Below are 16,825 nucleotides of genomic sequence, written 5' to 3'. Positions count from 1 at the left end.
AACATCACGTCGGAGAGGTCGAAATCGACTTCCAGATAATGGTCGTTGAAGGTGGCGTTCTGTTCCGGGTCCAGCACTTCCAGCAGCGCCGAAGACGGGTCGCCCCGATAATCCGCGCCCAGCTTGTCGATCTCGTCCAGCAGGAACAGCGGATTGCTGCTCTTGGCCTTTTTCATGGACTGGATGATCTTGCCCGGCATGGAGCCGATGTAAGTCCTGCGATGGCCGCGGATTTCCGCTTCGTCGCGCATGCCGCCCAGCGACATGCGGACATATTCACGTCCGGTGGCCTTGGCGATCGACTTGGCCAGCGAAGTCTTGCCGACACCCGGGGGGCCGACGAGGCACAGGATCGGGCCCTTGAGCTTACCGACGCGGCCCTGCACGGCCAGATATTCCAGGATGCGTTCCTTGACCTTCTCGAGGCCATAGTGATCCTCGTCCAGAACCTTTTCGGCCAGGACCAGGTCGCGCTTGACCTTGCTCTTCTTGCCCCATGGGAGCCCGAGCAGCACATCGAGATAGTTGCGGACAACCGTGGCTTCTGCCGACATCGGGCTCATGGTCTTGAGCTTCTTGATCTCGGCATCTGCCTTTGCGCGAGCTTCCTTGCTCAGCTTGGTCTTGGCGATACGGTCTTCCAGCTCCGTGATCTCGTTGGAGCCTTCCTCGCCGTCGCCCAGTTCGCGCTGGATCGCCTTCATCTGCTCGTTGAGATAGTACTCGCGCTGGGTCTTTTCCATCTGCCGCTTGACGCGGCTGCGGATGCGCTTTTCCACCTGCAACACGCCGATCTCGCCTTCCATCAGGCCGAGAATCTTCTGGAAGCGCTCGGCGACCGAAACGGTCGAGAGCAGGTCTTCCTTCTCGTTGATCTTGATGACGAGGTGGCTGGCAATGGTATCGGCCAGTTTGGAATGGTTTTCGATCTGCCCGACGGCAGCCACGACCTCGGCGGAAATCTTCTTGTTGAGCTTCACATAGCTCTCAAATTCCGTGGTGGCCGAGCGCGACAGCGCCTCGACTTCGGTGGCGTCGTCAACCGGCTCTTCGAGCACGGTGGCTTCGGCCTCGAAATAATCGACGGTCTGCAGATAGCGATCGATGGTGGCGCGGCCCAGCCCTTCCACCAGCACCTTGACGGTGCCGTCGGGCAGCTTGAGCAGTTGCAGCACGGTGGCGATAGTGCCGGTCGCGTAGATCTGGTCCGGCGCCGGGTCGTCATCCTGCGCATTCTTCTGCGTCACAACGAGAATATGCTTGTCGTCGCGCATGACTTCCTCAAGCGCCTTCACCGATTTTTCACGACCGACGAAGAGCGGCACGATCATGCCTGGAAACACGACGATGTCGCGCAGCGGGAGCACTGGGTAAACCCGATCGCGGCTGGCGTCGCCGCCGCTGGGATTGAATTCCGACATCTCTAATCCTTTCCGGGGCACGCAGGGAGGAAGGATCGTAAAGCGCGCCCGTTACAGACAGCCCTAATTTTTAGGCTGGGCTGATTCTGATTAATAAATAGGTTGGCCCACGCGTCCGGCAAGTCAACCTTTGCAGAAATATGACGGTTAACTCCGCTTCGCGCAGCACCAATGCCCTGAGCGCATTGCAAATGTCATCAACCGCGTTTCCTATGCCACAGGAACAAGGACGTAACCATGACCGATAGGCGCAGTGTAGGTCCCGGCAACAGCTTTCTCATGCGTTTCCAGCGGCATGCAACCACGTTTCACCGCGTTCGCGCTGTCAGCTTTTCGGCTTAGTCCATACACGCAGGGTTCACACCATGGCATCCGCCCATAGAATTGCGCTTCTCGGTGTCGCCACCGCCGCCGGCGCCTCCATCCGCGGCGCCGGGATGGGTCCGGAGGCCCTGCGCGTGGCGGGCCTCGCCGAAGCCCTGCTCGACCTCGGCCATGCCGTTACCGACCACGGCGACCTGCGCCGCCCCCATCCGTCGCCCGATGCCGAGCCCGCGAGTTGGCGCCTGCCCGAGGAGCGGCAGGCCAATGTGCTCGATCTCTCCGCCCGCGCCAGCGACCGCGCCGTTGAACTGCTGGCCGACGGTCAGTTCCCGATCTTCCTTGGCGGCGACCACTCCATCGCCATGGGCACAGTCTCGGGCGTTGCGCGCCACTGCGCCGCTATCCGCAAGCCCATCTTCGTGCTCTGGATCGACGCTCATGGCGATTACAACACGCCGGTGACCTCGCCCACCGGCAACCTGCACGGCATGTCCCTGGCCCTGCTCTGCAACGAGCCCGAATTCGACGGCCCCTTCGCCGGCGACTGGCGCGGCACTGTCGATCCGAAGAACGTCGCCATCTTCGGCGCCCGCTCCATTGATCGCGAAGAGCGCCGCCTGCTCGAGCAGCGCGGCGTCCACGTCGTGGATATGCGCAAGATCGACGAACTCGGCGCCGTCGCCACCATGCGGACAATCATCGAGCGTGTCCGCAAGGCCAACGGCCACCTCCACGTCAGCCTCGACGTCGACGCCATGGACCCCTCCATCGCCCCCGGCGTCGGCACCACCGTGGCGGGTGGCCTGACCTATCGCGAGGCCCACCTCGCGATGGAAATGCTGCACGATTGCGGCCTTGTCGGTTCGCTCGACATCGTAGAACTCAACCCCTTCCTCGACGAGGCGGGCAAAAGCGCCCTGCTCCTCGTCGATCTCGTCGCCAGCCTCTTCGGCCGCTCCGTCATGAGCCCGCCCGGCGAAGGCCCAATGGCTTTCGTGACTGAGGATGAGGAAGGCTAACCCGCCACTCCCACGTACTGGGCCCGCGGACGAATCTCCTGTCCGCTCTGCACCTGCTCAAGCCCATGCGCCAGCCACCCGACGCACCGTGCCATGGCAAACAGCGTCAGCGGCGCATCCTCCGGCAACTCGAACGCCGCCGCCATGGCCGCCAGTGCGAAATCCACATTGGGGCGCTCTCCCGTAATCGCCTCGCCCGCCTCGCGCAGCCTCGCAAACGCGACAGGTAATTCGAATCGCGCCAGCAGCGCCTCGGCGCGCACGTCTCCATCGGGGTAAAGCTGGTGCCCCATGCCCAGCACATAGCGCCCCTCGCCCAGCCAATCCCGCAATGCCGCCTCAGCCGAACCGGGCGCATAGCCGATATCGTCAGCCAGTGCTGCAACCCCGCGCGACGCCAGGCCATGCCGTGGTCCGTTGAGCGTCGCGAGCCCCGCCAATGCCCCCGCCCACAGCGACGCGCCCGTCGAAACCGCGACCCTCGCGGCAAAGGTCGAAGCATTGAGTTCGTGGTCCGCCAGCAGCACCAGCGCGCGGCGGATGACATCGGCCGCCGCCGGGCGCCTCCATAGCCGCGCCAGCCGCAGATGCAGCATGTCCTCAGCCTGCGCCTCCCCGGTCAGCGCCTGCGCCAAGGTTGCCAGAATTAGGCCGGCCTCCTGCGCCAGCCCAGCAGGCGGGCGAACCACAGGTATCGTCTCGGCCGCCCCTCTGGCCAGCATGACGAACGCGGCGGTCAATCCTCGCGAGCCAGCAAACGGCGCAACCGAAGGAAGCTCGCCTTGCGCCTGCCAAAGCAGAGCCGCGATATCCTCAAGGCTGGCGGTGTCGGCCAGCTCGCACGCATCCCGGCCGCGATACAGCAACCGCCCATGTGCCACGGTCGAGATGCTCGTCCGCAGCACCGGTTCGCCCCACTGCATCGCCTGCGCCGCCACCGCATCTTGCTTGCGGCGGCCGGCAGCGCGCTGCGCCAGACGCCGGACATCGTCGCCGCGATAGAGGCTCTTGCGGCTGTCGTCGGGGTCGCGCTTGGCCTTGATCCGCCCGCGGCTGACATTGGCATAGAGTGTCTGCGGCTGCGTGCCGAGCACTGCTAGGGCCTCGTGAGCGGTCAACCAGTCCACAACGATACATTGATCCTATTGGTCAAGATTGACGTCAATCATAGCAGTGCCGATCTTGAGCGCAACACAAGCCAAGGAGCCTCAAAAATGAACAGTGGATTGGAAGACGTCGTCGCCGCCGAGACGGTGCTGTCGGATGTCGATGGCACTGCCGGCCGCCTGATCATCCGCGGCGTGTCCCTCGATGATCTCGTGGCCCACAGCCGCTACGAGGACGTGCTGGAGCTGCTGCTGGACGGCTTCTTCCCCGCCATACCGTCTCTGCCGGAGGCGCTGGGTGCAGCCCGCCTTGCCGTGTTCAAGCACCTCGCCAGCGTTGACGCCGACCTGCTCGCGCTCTCGCCCATCGAAGCCATCCGCGCACTGATGGCCCGCCTGCCCGATGGGGACGATCTGGCGATTGCCCTGCAACTGGTGGCGGCACCCGCCGTGTTTACCCCCGGCATCGTCCGCCTGCGCGCTGGCCTCGTACCCATCGCGCCCAAGCCCTCCGCCAGCCATGCCGCCGACATCCTCGCAATGATGCTCGGCAAGACACCGACGCCACAGCAGACCGCCGCTCTCGACCGCTATCTCGTCACCGTCGCCGATCACGGCCTCAACGCGTCGACCTTCGCCGCCCGCGTCGTCGCCTCGACGCAGGCCGGCCTCGCCTCTGCGGTCCTGGCCGGTCTCAGTGCCCTCAAAGGCCCACTGCATGGCGGCGCGCCCGGCCCGGTCCTCGACATGCTCGACGCTGCCGACACGCCTGCCAATGCCGCCCCTTGGATCGACGCCGCTCTCGCGCGCGGCGAGCGCCTCATGGGCTTTGGCCACCGCGTCTACCGCGTCCGCGACCCCCGCGCCGATGCGCTCAAGGGCGCCGTAGAGCTTCTAGCCACCTCCGGCGCGATCGATCCCAACCGCCTCGCCCTTGCCGAAGCCGTTGAAGCCGCAGCCCTTGCCGCCCTCAAACGCAAAAAGCCCGACCGTCGCCTCGACACCAATGTCGAGTTTTACACAGCGCTCCTGCTGGAGTCGCTCGGCTTCCCCCGCGAAACCTTCACCTGCGTCTTCGCGATGGGTCGCACCGGCGGCTGGATCGCTCATGCCCGTGAGCAGGTGCTAGGTGGTAGGCTGATCCGCCCGCAGTCGCGCTATGTCGGCCCACGGCCGCAGCAGGCCGCCTAACCCAGCGTTATGGCAATGTGCAGCATCTCGAGATCGACCGTCCCCAGTTGCGCGCGAACCTTGGACTTCAACGGCAAAAGGTAGCTGCCGTCCTTGGGGAACAGCGAGGTGCGGAACGTCACACCGTTGATCTGCGCCTCGACTGGGATGACGCCCCAGCCATAGGACACCGAGCGTACACGCGCCGCGATTTTGGCCCCGATCTCCGCCGGGATGGCGGCGAAATAATACGGCGCTGGCCCTCGCCAGTAGATGACCTGCGCGTCAAACGTGAACTCGGCCACGATCTGCGCCAAAACAAAAGCGCCGGACCCAAGGGCCCGGCGCTTTCAATTCAACTCAGTCCAGACGCTCACGCCGTTGCGGGCGCTTCGTCCTTCTTGCGCTCGGAATAGATGTACAGCGGGCGCACATCCTTGCCGTTGACCACTTCCTCGGAGATGACAACCTCTTCGACGCCTTCCAGCGACGGCAGGTCGTACATCGTATCGAGCAGAATCGATTCCATGATCGAGCGCAGGCCACGTGCACCGGTCTTGCGTTCGATGGCGCGCTTGGCGATGGCTTTCAGGGCGTCCTCGTGGAAGGTCAGTTCGACCTCTTCCATGTTGAACAGGCGCTGGTACTGACGCACCAGGGCGTTCTTGGGCGCCGTCAGGATTTCCATCAGCGCGGCTTCGTCGAGGTCTTCCAACGTTGCCAGAACAGGCAAGCGGCCGATGAATTCCGGGATCAGGCCGAAACGGACTAGATCCTCGGGGGCAACGTCAGCCAGCACCTGTCCGACGCGACGGTCGTTGGGGTCCTTGACCACGGCCGAGAAGCCGATGCCCGAGCCTTCGCCGCGGGCCGAGATGATCTTTTCCAGACCCGCAAAGGCGCCGCCGCAGATGAACAGGATATTGGTCGTGTCCACCTGCAGGAATTCCTGCTGCGGATGCTTGCGGCCGCCCTGCGGCGGAACGGAAGCGACGGTGCCTTCCATGATCTTGAGCAGGGCCTGCTGAACGCCTTCGCCCGAAACGTCGCGGGTGATTGACGGGTTGTCGGACTTGCGGGAGATCTTGTCGACTTCGTCGATATAGACGATGCCGCGCTGCGCCTTTTCCACGTTGTAGTCCGCAGACTGCAACAGCTTCAGGATGATGTTTTCGACGTCCTCGCCGACATAGCCGGCTTCGGTCAGCGTGGTGGCATCAGCCATGGTGAAAGGCACGTCGAGGATACGGGCCAGGGTCTGCGCGAGCAGGGTCTTGCCCGAACCGGTTGGGCCGATCAGCAGGATGTTCGACTTGGAAAGTTCAATATCCTGATTCTTGGCTGAATGGTGCAGGCGCTTGTAGTGGTTATGCACGGCCACGGAGAGTACGCGCTTGGCGCGGTACTGGCCGATAACGTAGTCGTCGAGCACCTTGCAGATGTCTGCGGGTGTCGGCACGCCATCGGAGGACTTGACCATGGAGGTCTTGTTCTCTTCGCGGATGATGTCCATGCACAGCTCGACGCATTCATCGCAGATGAACACGGTCGGGCCGGCGATCAGCTTGCGAACCTCATGCTGGGATTTCCCGCAGAACGAGCAATAAAGCGTGTTCTTGGAGGATTCGCCGTTCGTTGTCTCTTTGGACATCCTGTCACTCCCGGGAGGGTTACTCCCAAAATAAGCGTTATTGGATACGGTAACGCTCGAGGCCTAAAGAAAGTCTAAGCCGAACCGACCTTAGCGGTCGATCCGGCTCGGTGCAATTCCGTCAATGTCACAGTTCACGGCGCATATGAAACGCCGTTAACGCGAGCGGCTCAAACCGCATCGGGCACTGCGCGCTTGTCGAGCACGGTATCGATGAGGCCAAAGGTCTTGGCTTCTTCGGCCGACAGGAAGCGATCGCGCTCGAGAGCGGTCTCGATTTCCTCATACGTACGACCGGTGTGCTTCTCGTAAATCTGGTTCAGCCGGCGCTTGAGGCCTTCGACTTCCTTGGCATGGATCATAATATCAGTGACTTGACCCTGATAACCGCCAGAAGGCTGATGAACCATGACGCGCGAGTTCGGCAGCGAAGTGCGCATGCCATGCTCGCCGGCGGTCAGCAGGAGCGAACCCATCGAGGCCGCCTGCCCCATCACCATGGTGGCGACGGCCGGGCGGATGAACTGCATGGTATCGTAGATCGACAGGCCAGCCGTCACGACGCCACCAGGCGAATTGATATAGAGCGCGATTTCCTTCTTCGGATTTTCCGATTCGAGGAACAGCAGCTGCGCCACGATCAGGCTCGCCATGTTGTCTTCGACGACGCCGGTCACGAAAATGATTCGCTCACGCAGCAGGCGCGAATAGATATCGAAGGCGCGTTCGCCACGATTGGATTGCTCGACCACCATGGGAACGAGCGTATTCATGTAAAGATCGATTGGATCTTTCATATCTTGATGCCCCTTTGCTGTGCCGTCTCGAATGAGCCCGGGCCAGCCATCTCAGTTGCACAGGGTCCATACCGGAAACCGGACATCCAATACCCGGGACCATGCCTTGAAAAACGAATCAGCGCGACTGGCCGATCACAGACGATGCCGCATTAACGCGCGGTAAAGGCACAGATAGGCGGCAATGGGGCAAGGTTCAATAGAAGCCTGTGGCGATGTGCCGTGAAGGTGAATGCCGGGTTCGTCGCCCTCGCGTTCCGCAATCGCTAGTGGCCAGTCAGGGGACGCAGCGCTGCCGCGTCCCCGGACACTGGCTATAGCGCCTTGAACTCCGGGCGCCCCTGCCCGGTTTCGCTGTGGCGGTGGGTATCCATCAGCGGCCGGATCTCGAGGCGTCCATAGGGCGCGATCGGATCGTTTTCCAACAGGGAAAGAACTTCATCCATGTCCCTGGCTTCAAGCAGCAGGAAGCCGCCGACCACTTCCTTGGATTCTGCAAATGGCCCGTCCACCGTCGAAAGGGTCATGCGCTGGCGGCGGTCGATGGTCACGCCGGTGGCGGCATCAGCCAGCGGCGAGGCGATCAGCAGGTGCCCTGATTCTCGCAGCCTTTGATCATCCGCGATCGTCGCGTCATCGAGTTGCTGCTGTTCTTGTGGCGTCATGTCGTCAAAGGCGCCGGGAGCGAAATAGACGAGACAGAGGAATTTCATGTGAGTCTCCTATGGTTCACATGGCAGCGACGAGCCGCGCTGCTGGACCTCGACTATTTTTCTCGTTTTTTCGACACTGGCTGCCTAAGCCGCCGAAAAGTTCACGGCCACGCCGCGCTTCTTGAAATAGGACTGCATGAGCTTGCGGCCCTGGCGATTGTTCTGCGCCAGCTTGGCGGGATCGAATACGGCTTCCTTGACGCCTTCGCGCGCCAGCGCTGCCTTGAGCGCTACGATATGAGTGTCCAGCTCTTCGTTACTAGCGGCGAGGGATGCGTAGATATTCTCGACGGCCGCAGCCAGGGTCAGGTCGCTCACGATGTCAAACTCCGTGCAGTGGCGTCACAATGTTGCCTGCCGATAGGGCCGCACGGCCTGTCGGTCAATCCCCCACACGGTGTCGGACGCGTCAGCGGGCCAAGGTTCCCGCCGGCGGCACCGGCTGGCTGACACGGGACGCCTCTTTGGAAACGTCGAGCCCGCGTTCCTCAGCAAGTTCCCGTTCCGCCTTGCGCCAGAAGTCTTGGCTATGGGTGCTGGGCGAGCCCGCTCTTTCCCACAGGGCGTAGGCGCGTTCGCGAATTTTGTCGTCGTGAGGTTGAGTCATTTGCGCCTCCTGGCAGATCCGTGCTTGCCCGCCTAAACGCTGCATCCCGCGCTCCGGTTGCCGTTGGTGGGATAGCAGACCTTGATGTCCGCCTGCTGACAGCCCTTTCAAGCGCTGCCGGCACGCGCTAGCTTTGACCAAACGGTCAAACACGAGCCCATGATGCTGGATACGCCGCGCCCCTACGCCATCGATACCGCCACACGCCATGCCCACGCCGATCCGCGCGACCCGGCATTCTTCCAGAATCCCTATGCGTTCTATGATGCGTTGCACGGCAGCAGTGCGGCCTTCTATTGGGAGGAATACGGCCATTGGTGCTTTGCCGGCTTCAAGGACGTTAGCGCCCTGCTCCGCGACAAGCGTTTTGGCCGGCAAATCCTGCATGTCGCCACCCGCGAGGAACTCGGCCTGCCCGAGCCCAAGGCCCACACCGCTCATTTTGACCTCACCGAAAAATACTCGCTACTGACGCTGGAGCCGCCGGCTCACACCCGCCTGCGGACCCTGGTCAACCGCGCTTTCGTGTCCCGTCATGTCGAGCAGTTGCGCCCGCGCATCGTCCGCCTCGCCAACGAGATGATCGATGGCTTCGAGGGGCAGGACAGCGTCGATCTCATCAAATCATTCGCCGCGCCGATTCCGGCCATCGTCATCGCCGAAATGTTGGGCCTGCCGGCCGAGATGGCGCCGCAATTGCTCAACTGGTCCAACCGCATGGTGGCCATGTATATGTTCGGCGTCAGCGAGGAGACCGAGCACGACGCCAACCGCGCCTCCTACGATTTCATGGAATATCTGCGCGGCGTCATCGCTGAGCGCCGCAAGGCTCCGCGCGAGGATCTGCTCACCCACATGATCACGGCCGAGCACCAGGGCTCGGTGCTATCGGACGACGAGGTGATGTCTACCGCCATCCTGCTGCTCAATGCCGGCCATGAGGCGACGGTCCACACCACCGGCAACGGCGTTAAATCGATCCTGCAATCCGGGCTCGATCCTGCGAGCATCTTCGCCACCGAGGCGCAGACTGCCGCAACCGTCGAGGAGTGCCTGCGCTTCGACGCGCCGCTGCATATGTTCACGCGCTATGCGCTCGGCGACATCGAATACGAGGGCTTGCAGTTCAAAAAGGGCGACGTGATCGGGCTGATGCTCGGCGCCGCCAACCGCGACCCTAGCCGCTTCGCCAATGCCAATAGCTTCGATCCGTTCCGCACCGATGGCGCCAATGTCAGCTTCGGCGCCGGCATCCACTTCTGCATCGGCGCGCCCCTGGCCCGCATCGAGCTGCAAGTGGCGTTCGGCGAACTCTTCCGCCGCCTGCCGAACCTGCGACTAGCCGAGGAGCCACGGTACAACAATGTGTACCATTTCCACGGCTTGGAGCGGCTGATGGTGAGCTGGTAGCTCCTTCACCTCTCCCTTCGGGGGAGAGGTCGACCCTCTTGGGTCGGGTGAGGGGGCCTTTAGCGGGTGAGGTGCCTGCGGAAGGCCCCCTCACCCGTCGCTACGCGCCGACCTCTCCCGCGAAGGGAGAGGTGAAGATCAGCCCTAAAGCTCTGCCAGTACATCCGGCACCAGTTCCGGCAAATCCTCGCTCATCATCCCCGGCCCACCGAACTTGTTGGCCGCTTCGGCGTGTATCCATACCGCCGCGCAGGCAGCCTCCCAGCCGGACATCCCTTGCGCGAGCAGACCCGCCGCAATACCCGCCAGCACGTCACCAGAGCCCGCTGTCCCCAGATAGGCCGGCGCGTTGCCGTTGATCGCCGCACGCCCGTCCGGCGCGGCGATCACCGTGTCGCTGCCCTTGAGAATAATGATGGCGCCGGAATAGGCTGCCGCGCTGCGCGCCTGCTCCAGCTTGCTGCCCGGCACGTCGCCGAACAGCCGCTTGAATTCCCCCTCGTGCGGCGTCAGCACCACCGGCCGCTCTGCGTTTCCCTTGATTGCCCCGAACAGGCTTTCGGCGTCATCCTTGAAGCTGGTGATCGCATCCGCATCAAGCACCGCCGCCGCGCCGGATGCCAGCACCGCCAGCACGTTTGCCCACGTCTCCTCACCGATTCCCGCCCCCGGCCCGAGCACCACGGCATTGATCCGCTTATCGCCCAGCAGTTCCGCCAGCGCCGCCGTGTCCTCTGCCGGCTTCAGCATGACCGCCGTCACATGCGCTGCCTGCACCATCAGCGCGTCGCTCTTGCCGGTCAGCGATACCAGCCCGGCGCCGCCCCGGAATGCGCCCAGCGCGGCCAATCGGGCCGCACCGGTCTGCAACGGGGGTCCCGATACGACCACGCAATGGCCTCGGTCAAACTTGTTGCCCTGGTTGCTCACCGCCGGAACGCGCCACAAATTTGGTGAATTGCGCCAGGTTGTTGCGCCAATCGGCTCAAGCACTGAATCCGTTATGCCGATGGCCGCCAGCACCATCTCACCGCACAGGTCGCGGCCCGGCTGCAGCAGATGCCCCGGCTTCTGGCGGAAGAAGGTCACCGTGGTATCGGCCTTGATGGCGGCCCCGCGTACGGCGCCCGAGGCCCCATCGACCCCGCTCGGCACGTCAATGCTGACCACCGGCTTACCGCTGGCGTTGATGGCCGCAATCAGTTCGGCCAGTTCGCCCTCAATGTCCCGGTCCAGCCCCGCCCCGAGCAGGGCGTCGATGACCAGATCGGTGTCCTTGAGGTCGGCCGCGCTTGGCTGCTCCGCCCTGCCCGTCCACTGCACCGCCATGGCCGCCGCGTCGCCTTTGAGCGCCTCGCGCGCGCCGAACAGGCGCAGCTGCACGGGCCAGCCCCTGTCCTTGAGCAGGCGCGCCACCACGAACCCGTCGCCGCCATTGTTGCCGGCGCCGCACAGCACCAGCACCGAACGCTGGTAATAGCGCTCAACGACGGCGTCGGCCACCGCCTTGCCCGCGGCCTCCATGAGCTTGATCGAGCGGGTGCCGGCCTGCACCGTCAGCCGGTCGGCTTCGGCCATCTGCGTGGGTGTCAGCAGGATATCAGTGGCAGCGTCGGTCATGACGGCGAACTCCGGACATATTCGTCTATTCAAACAAAAAAGCCGCCCATTTCTGGGCGGCTTTCAAAAATCAATCGGCCAGAAGCTTAATGATGGTGCTCTTCCGGAACATCATCTTCGTCTGCCTGGATGAGCTTGGCCAGTTCGGCGCGGGTCATGGTCTTGTCGGTCTGCTCGGCCAGCTCGGAGACAAAGTCGACGACCTTGTTCTCGAACACGGGCGCGCGCAGGCCGGCCAAGGCCTGGGGGTTCTTGCGGTAATAGTCGTAAACCTGCTGTTCCTGGCCCTGGAAGCGGCGCACTTCGGCGATCAGCGCCTGCTGGTGCTCTTCCTCGGTCACGTCGACATTGTTGACGTTGCCGATTTCAGCGACCACCAGGCCCAGGCGCACGCGGCGCTCGGCAATGGTGCGGTACTGTTCGCGGGCAGCTTCCTCGGTGGTTCCTTCGTCCTCGAAGGAGCGGCCATGAGCCTCGACTTCGTGCTTGACGCGGTTCCAGATCTGCTCGAACTCGGCTTCAACCAATTGGCCGGGAACGTCGAACTTGTGGCCTTCGTCGAGCGCATCGAGAATCTGGCGCTTGACGTGCTGGCGGCTCATCGAGGCCAGTGCCTGCTGCATCTGGCCCTTGACGGCTTCGCGCAGTGCCGCGACGTCATCGACGCCCAGCTTCTTGGCGAATTCGTCGTTCAACTCGCCGGCATTGGGGCCGTCGACATGCAGCACGGTGACGTCGAACACGGCCTTCTTGCCGGCCAGTTCTTCGCTCTGGTAATCCTTGGGGAAGGTCACCTTCACTTCGCGGCTTTCGCCCTTTTTCATGCCAACCAGTTGCTCTTCGAAGCCGGGGATGAATTCGCCCGACCCAACGGTCAGGTGCGCGTGATCGGAGGTGCCGCCATCGAATGGCTTGCCATCGACCTTGCCGACGAAGCTGAGGCCGAGACGGTCGCCGGTTTCGACGACGCCTTCGTCGCCCTTGTCTTCATAGCCGCGGTTCTGGGCGAACACGCGGTTCACTTCGGCGTCGATTTCTTCTTCGGTGACGTCAACCACTGGGCGGGTCAGCTTGACGCCCTTGAGTTCCATCAGCTTGACCGGCGGCAGCACTTCGTACTCGACGTCAAATGCCAGGTCGGCCTTGCCGTCCAGCACGTCGTTGATCTTGGCCTGGTCTTCAGGAAGGTCGACCTTGGGCTGAGCGGCAGCGCGCTCGGAGCGGCTGTCCAGCGTCTCGGAGACAGTCGCGTTGATCGCGTCCTGCATCACTTCGCTCATGGCGGAGCGGCCATAGACCTTCTTGAGGTGCGCGGTCGGCACTTTGCCCGGGCGGAAGCCCTTGATGGACGCCTGGCCCTTGAGCTCGACGAGCTTGGCATCGAGCCGGGTCACCAGATCCTTGGCGGGAATGGTGACGCTCAATTTACGCTTCAGGCCCTCGTTGAGGGTTTCGGTAACCTGCATTCGGTTCAATCCCGTATTGTTCGTGTCCTGAGGCCGGCGGTGTTTTTGGTGCGGGTGAGAGGACTCGAACCTCCACGCCTTGCGGCGCTGGAACCTAAATCCAGTGCGTCTACCAGTTCCGCCACACCCGCAAATGCCCGCTGGCCGGGTTGCGCGTGGGTCTAGCCTAAGTTTATGGGCCAGTCAAAGGCTGCGTTGCTATTTGCCGGGAATAGCGAATGCGGTGGCGATTAGCCCGTCTTCGATCACGAACATGATCGCGGTCTCGATAGGGTCTGGTCCCAGCCCGTGGATCAGTTCATGGTCGATGACCTTGTTTCCATAGGCGATGCGGTTCACCAGTTCCGCCCGCAGGCCCTCATGGGCAAAGCGCTCCTTGGCATAGAATGCCGCATAGGCCGCTTTTCCATCCAGCGTCGTGACCATGTCCGGCAGGCGGATGGCGCGGACCGTATCGGCGAAACACGCCATGAAACGCTCCAGATCGCGCGCATTATAGGCAGCGAACTGCTCTTCGACGATTTCCAATGGCGTCATGACGCGCTCTCCTGCTTACTAATTGGGCAAACTGCACATAATATGATCACCGGCATCGGGTCCAGCCCCCTGCTTGTGATCCTCATACCCTGTTAACTCTTTCCAGTCGCAGGGTTTTTTCGCCTATTTCACTGCTGGCACAGCCCGTGCATACGATTGGCGGTAACCGCGTTTACCCGCGAAGTGGAGGCTCAATTGAAAAAAATCGAGGCTATCGTAAAGCCATTCAAGCTCGACGAAGTCAAAGAGGCACTGCAGGAAGTGGGTCTACAGGGCATCACCGTCACCGAAGCCAAGGGCTTTGGTCGTCAAAAGGGCCATACCGAACTCTATCGCGGCGCCGAATATGTGGTCGACTTCCTGCCCAAGGTCAAAGTCGAGGTCGTGTGCCCCGATGATCTGGCGGAAAAGGCCATCGAGGCGATCCGCAATGCAGCGCAAACCGGTCGCATTGGCGATGGCAAGATCTTCGTCTATTCGATCGAGCAAGCCATCCGCATCCGTACCGGCGAATTCGGTGACGACGCGCTCTAGGGTCCTCCCCTCGAACACGCCGCGCCGCAATACCAACAAGAATCCGAACCTACAGGGGTAATCAATGACCACCGGAGCCGATATCCTCAAGCGCATCAAGGACGAGAACATCCTTTATGTGGATCTGCGTTTCACCGACATGCGCGGCAAGCTGCAGCACGTCACCTTCGATCAGACCATGGTCGATGAAGACCTGTTCGAGGAAGGCACCATGTTCGACGGTTCCTCGATCGCTGGCTGGAAGGCCATCAACGAGTCCGACATGGTGCTGATGCCCGATCCGGATTCGGCCTATATGGACCCCTTCTTCGGCGCTTCGACCCTCGCCATCAACTGCGACATTCTCGAGCCGCTGACCTATCAGCCCTATTCGCGCGACCCGCGCACCACGGCCAAGAAGGCCGAAGCCTACCTCAAGGAATTGGGTCTGGGCGATGCCGTCTATTTCGGACCTGAGCCGGAATTCTTCATTTTCGACGACGTCCGCTATTCCAACACCACCTACAAGGTCGGTTTCTCGGTCGACAGCTCGGAACTGCCGATCAACAACGACACCGACTACGAAGCCGGCAATAACGGCCACCATATCGCCCTCAAGAAGGGCTACTTCCCCGTGCCGCCGCTGGACACTGCGCAGGACATGCGCGGCGAAATGCTGGCAGCCATGGGCGCCATGGGCGTGCCGATCGAAAAGCACCACCACGAAGTGGCCTCGGCACAGCATGAACTGGGCATCAAGTACTGCCCGATGATCAAAGCTGCCGATAGCGTGCAGATCTACAAGTACGTGATCCAGCAGGTTGCCAATGCCTATGGCAAGACCGCAACCTTCATGCCCAAGCCCGTCTATGGCGACAACGGTTCGGGCATGCACGTGCACCAGTCGATCTGGAAAGACGGCAAGAACACCTTTGCGGGTGACCAGTATGCCGGCCTCAGCATGGATGCCCTCTACTACATCGGCGGCATCATCAAGCACGCCAAGGCCATCAACGCCTTCACCAACCCGACCACCAACTCCTACAAGCGCCAGGTTCCCGGCTTCGAAGCTCCTGTGCTGCTGGCCTATTCGGCCCGCAACCGTTCGGCGTCCTGCCGTATTCCGTTCGGCCAGTCGCCGAAGGCCAAGCGTGTCGAAGTCCGGTTCCCCGATCCGCTGGCAAACCCCTATCTCGGCTTTGCCGCCATGCTGATGGCCGGCCTCGATGGCATCAAGAACAAGATCCACCCCGGCGATCCGATGGACAAGGACCTCTACGACCTTCCCAAGGAAGAACTCCGTCAGATCCCGACCGTTTGCGGTTCGCTGCGCGAAGCCCTTGAGAGCCTGGACAAGGACCGCGAGTTCCTGACCGCCGGTGGCGTTTTCGAGAACGACCAGATCGACAGCTATATCGAGCTGAAGATGACGGAAGTGATCAAGTTCGAGCACACCCCGCACCCAGTCGAATACGAAATGTATTACTCGGCCTAAGGGTCGGTTGGATGAATTAGAAAAGGGCCCTTCGGGGCCCTTTTTTTCTGTCCTGAGCGATCAGTCAGGCCTCGATATCGCCCCAACCACCCGAGGGGGAGAGAGACGACTGATGCGTCCGTAATCCGCCATCAGCACCACCGCCGGTCTTATACTGCCTCTTTCAGCGCCTTTGCCGGGGGCGCCAGCGAGCGCTCTAGGTGTTTCAACTCGTGAATTTCGGTGAACTGCACCGCAAAGCCAACGTCGAGCCGGCGGATCACGCGCCCGATCAGACCGCCTACCGCCACCGGCGTGCCTCGGGCGGGAAGCACGGCGGCCGACACAGCGGCGCCGGATTGGGAAATGTCGATGACGAAGCACGGCACATGGCCGCCATCCGGCAGGGTCAGCAGGGTGCAGGGCTCCTGCGGCTGGATGCGCGGATATTCCCGCTTGTCGGGCTCGCGGCTGACCGCCTGGCGCTTGCGCCATTTGATCTGTGCGGCCAGCTTGGCGCGTTCGTTATCATCCAGCAGCAGCTCCATGGCGAAGCCAGTCGGCAATTGCCGCGTCGCCTTCGCTCTTATGATCCCGAAATCTTCGAAATAAGCCGCGACGGTCTCTCCCGGCTCAGCCCGCACCGGCGCCTCAACCACGGCCGCTTGCGGGGAAATGGAGCACAGCCGGCACGCATAGACCTCGACATCGGACGGATCGCTGATCTTGCGATCCGACAGGGTATAGCGCCCCGGTACCGCGCCGATAAAGCGAACGTCCTGGCGCCTGGCCAGTTTGGACATCAGGAATGGCTGATATGCTTCCAAAACACAGGCTCCCCTCGCCAGGTATGGTCATTACCCAAGCATACGGAGAAATCCTTAATGAGTTTGTTCGGGTCTATTAAGCTTACTGAGAGGTCTTATTATCGGCCTGTACGAAGTAACATTGGAATTTCCATCCTGTACAAACTGTACAGGACTAATTCGTCCAATGA

Annotated in this window: 17 protein-coding genes and 1 tRNA gene; 5 read left to right on the top strand and 13 right to left on the bottom strand. The window is 62.2% G+C overall.

Annotated features, from left to right (window positions below; genetic code table 11):
• A partial coding sequence (locus JWP26_RS09725) for an LON peptidase substrate-binding domain-containing protein (RefSeq protein ID WP_299726414.1) occupies positions 1–1,421 on the bottom strand: 1,421 nt, incomplete at its 3' end.
• Positions 1,422–1,786: 365 nt separating this feature from the next.
• On the opposite strand from JWP26_RS09725, the gene rocF reads away from it, so the two are divergent.
• On the top strand, positions 1,787–2,764 hold the full coding sequence (gene rocF / locus JWP26_RS09720) for an arginase (RefSeq protein ID WP_299726412.1): 978 nt from the start codon (positions 1,787–1,789) through the stop codon (positions 2,762–2,764).
• On the opposite strand, the gene JWP26_RS09715 is transcribed toward rocF, so the two are convergent.
• Positions 2,761–3,891 carry a citrate synthase gene (locus JWP26_RS09715; RefSeq protein WP_299726410.1) on the bottom strand — a complete coding sequence of 377 codons (1,131 nt, stop codon included), beginning with the start codon at positions 3,889–3,891 and terminating at the stop codon, positions 2,761–2,763. The two genes, rocF and JWP26_RS09715, sit on opposite strands and share 4 nt — an antisense overlap.
• A gap of 87 nt (positions 3,892–3,978) precedes the next feature.
• Between JWP26_RS09715 and JWP26_RS09710 the strand changes: the two genes are divergently transcribed.
• Positions 3,979–5,061 (top strand): citrate synthase/methylcitrate synthase, encoded by a 1,083-nt coding sequence (locus JWP26_RS09710; RefSeq protein ID WP_299726408.1) that lies wholly within the window; start codon positions 3,979–3,981, stop codon positions 5,059–5,061.
• Here JWP26_RS09710 and JWP26_RS09705 read toward each other — a convergent pair.
• The 6 genes from JWP26_RS09705 to JWP26_RS09680 all read right to left on the bottom strand — a co-directional run bounded on the left by JWP26_RS09705 (position 5,058) and on the right by JWP26_RS09680 (position 8,808).
• Positions 5,058–5,345, bottom strand: a complete 288-nt coding sequence (locus JWP26_RS09705) for a DUF1905 domain-containing protein (protein ID WP_299726406.1) — start codon at positions 5,343–5,345, stop codon at positions 5,058–5,060. The genes JWP26_RS09710 and JWP26_RS09705 overlap by 4 nt on opposite strands.
• Positions 5,346–5,413: 68 nt before the next feature.
• Positions 5,414–6,691, bottom strand: a complete 1,278-nt coding sequence (clpX, locus tag JWP26_RS09700) for an ATP-dependent Clp protease ATP-binding subunit ClpX (protein ID WP_299726403.1) — start codon at positions 6,689–6,691, stop codon at positions 5,414–5,416.
• Positions 6,692–6,861: 170 nt separating this feature from the next.
• Positions 6,862–7,488: an ATP-dependent Clp protease proteolytic subunit gene (locus JWP26_RS09695; protein ID WP_299726400.1), complete on the bottom strand. Its 627-nt coding sequence runs from the start codon at positions 7,486–7,488 to the stop codon at positions 6,862–6,864.
• Positions 7,489–7,802: 314 nt separating this feature from the next.
• Positions 7,803–8,201 (bottom strand): YciI family protein, encoded by a 399-nt coding sequence (locus tag JWP26_RS09690; protein ID WP_299726397.1) that lies wholly within the window; start codon positions 8,199–8,201, stop codon positions 7,803–7,805.
• 84 nt (positions 8,202–8,285) lie between these two features.
• Positions 8,286–8,519 carry a hypothetical protein gene (locus JWP26_RS09685; RefSeq protein WP_299726394.1) on the bottom strand — a complete coding sequence of 78 codons (234 nt, stop codon included), beginning with the start codon at positions 8,517–8,519 and terminating at the stop codon, positions 8,286–8,288.
• Between the two features lie 91 nt (positions 8,520–8,610).
• The gene (locus JWP26_RS09680) at positions 8,611–8,808 is read right to left on the bottom strand and encodes a DUF2934 domain-containing protein (protein ID WP_299726392.1); all 198 of its coding nucleotides are present in this window, start codon (positions 8,806–8,808) and stop codon (positions 8,611–8,613) included.
• A 162-nt stretch (positions 8,809–8,970) separates the two neighbouring features.
• Between JWP26_RS09680 and JWP26_RS09675 the strand changes: the two genes are divergently transcribed.
• Positions 8,971–10,218, top strand: coding sequence for a cytochrome P450 (locus tag JWP26_RS09675; RefSeq protein ID WP_299726390.1), 1,248 nt, complete (start codon positions 8,971–8,973; stop codon positions 10,216–10,218).
• A gap of 144 nt (positions 10,219–10,362) precedes the next feature.
• Here JWP26_RS09675 and JWP26_RS09670 read toward each other — a convergent pair whose 3' ends face one another.
• The 4 genes from JWP26_RS09670 to JWP26_RS09655 form a co-directional block, all read right to left on the bottom strand.
• Positions 10,363–11,838, bottom strand: coding sequence for an NAD(P)H-hydrate epimerase (locus JWP26_RS09670; RefSeq protein WP_299726387.1), 1,476 nt, complete (start codon positions 11,836–11,838; stop codon positions 10,363–10,365).
• An 86-nt stretch (positions 11,839–11,924) separates the two neighbouring features.
• Entirely contained in the window at positions 11,925–13,304 is a 1,380-nt protein-coding gene (tig, locus tag JWP26_RS09665; protein WP_299726384.1) for a trigger factor, read from the bottom strand.
• Between the two features lie 46 nt (positions 13,305–13,350).
• Positions 13,351–13,435: transfer RNA gene (locus tag JWP26_RS09660), tRNA-Leu, on the bottom strand.
• Between the two features lie 67 nt (positions 13,436–13,502).
• Entirely contained in the window at positions 13,503–13,841 is a 339-nt protein-coding gene (locus tag JWP26_RS09655; protein WP_299726381.1) for a nuclear transport factor 2 family protein, read from the bottom strand.
• A 195-nt stretch (positions 13,842–14,036) separates the two neighbouring features.
• Here JWP26_RS09655 and JWP26_RS09650 point away from each other — a divergent pair, with 195 nt between their 5' ends.
• A complete protein-coding gene (locus tag JWP26_RS09650; RefSeq protein WP_046136017.1) occupies positions 14,037–14,375 on the top strand; it encodes a P-II family nitrogen regulator in 339 nt (112 codons plus the stop codon).
• 64 nt (positions 14,376–14,439) lie between these two features.
• Positions 14,440–15,849 (top strand): type I glutamate--ammonia ligase, encoded by a 1,410-nt coding sequence (gene glnA / locus JWP26_RS09645; protein WP_299726370.1) that lies wholly within the window; start codon positions 14,440–14,442, stop codon positions 15,847–15,849.
• Positions 15,850–15,998: 149 nt separating this feature from the next.
• Here the strand turns inward: glnA and JWP26_RS09640 are convergent, their stop codons facing one another.
• Positions 15,999–16,655, bottom strand: a complete 657-nt coding sequence (locus JWP26_RS09640) for a PilZ domain-containing protein (RefSeq protein ID WP_299726367.1) — start codon at positions 16,653–16,655, stop codon at positions 15,999–16,001.
• Between the last annotated feature and the right edge of the window lie 170 nt (positions 16,656–16,825).

Origin of the sequence: Devosia sp. (genome assembly GCF_028290435.1) — a bacterium.
Taxonomy (GTDB): domain Bacteria; phylum Pseudomonadota; class Alphaproteobacteria; order Rhizobiales; family Devosiaceae; genus Devosia.
Note: the sequence above shows the minus strand (reverse complement) of the source record. Positions and strands in the feature narration are given on the sequence as shown.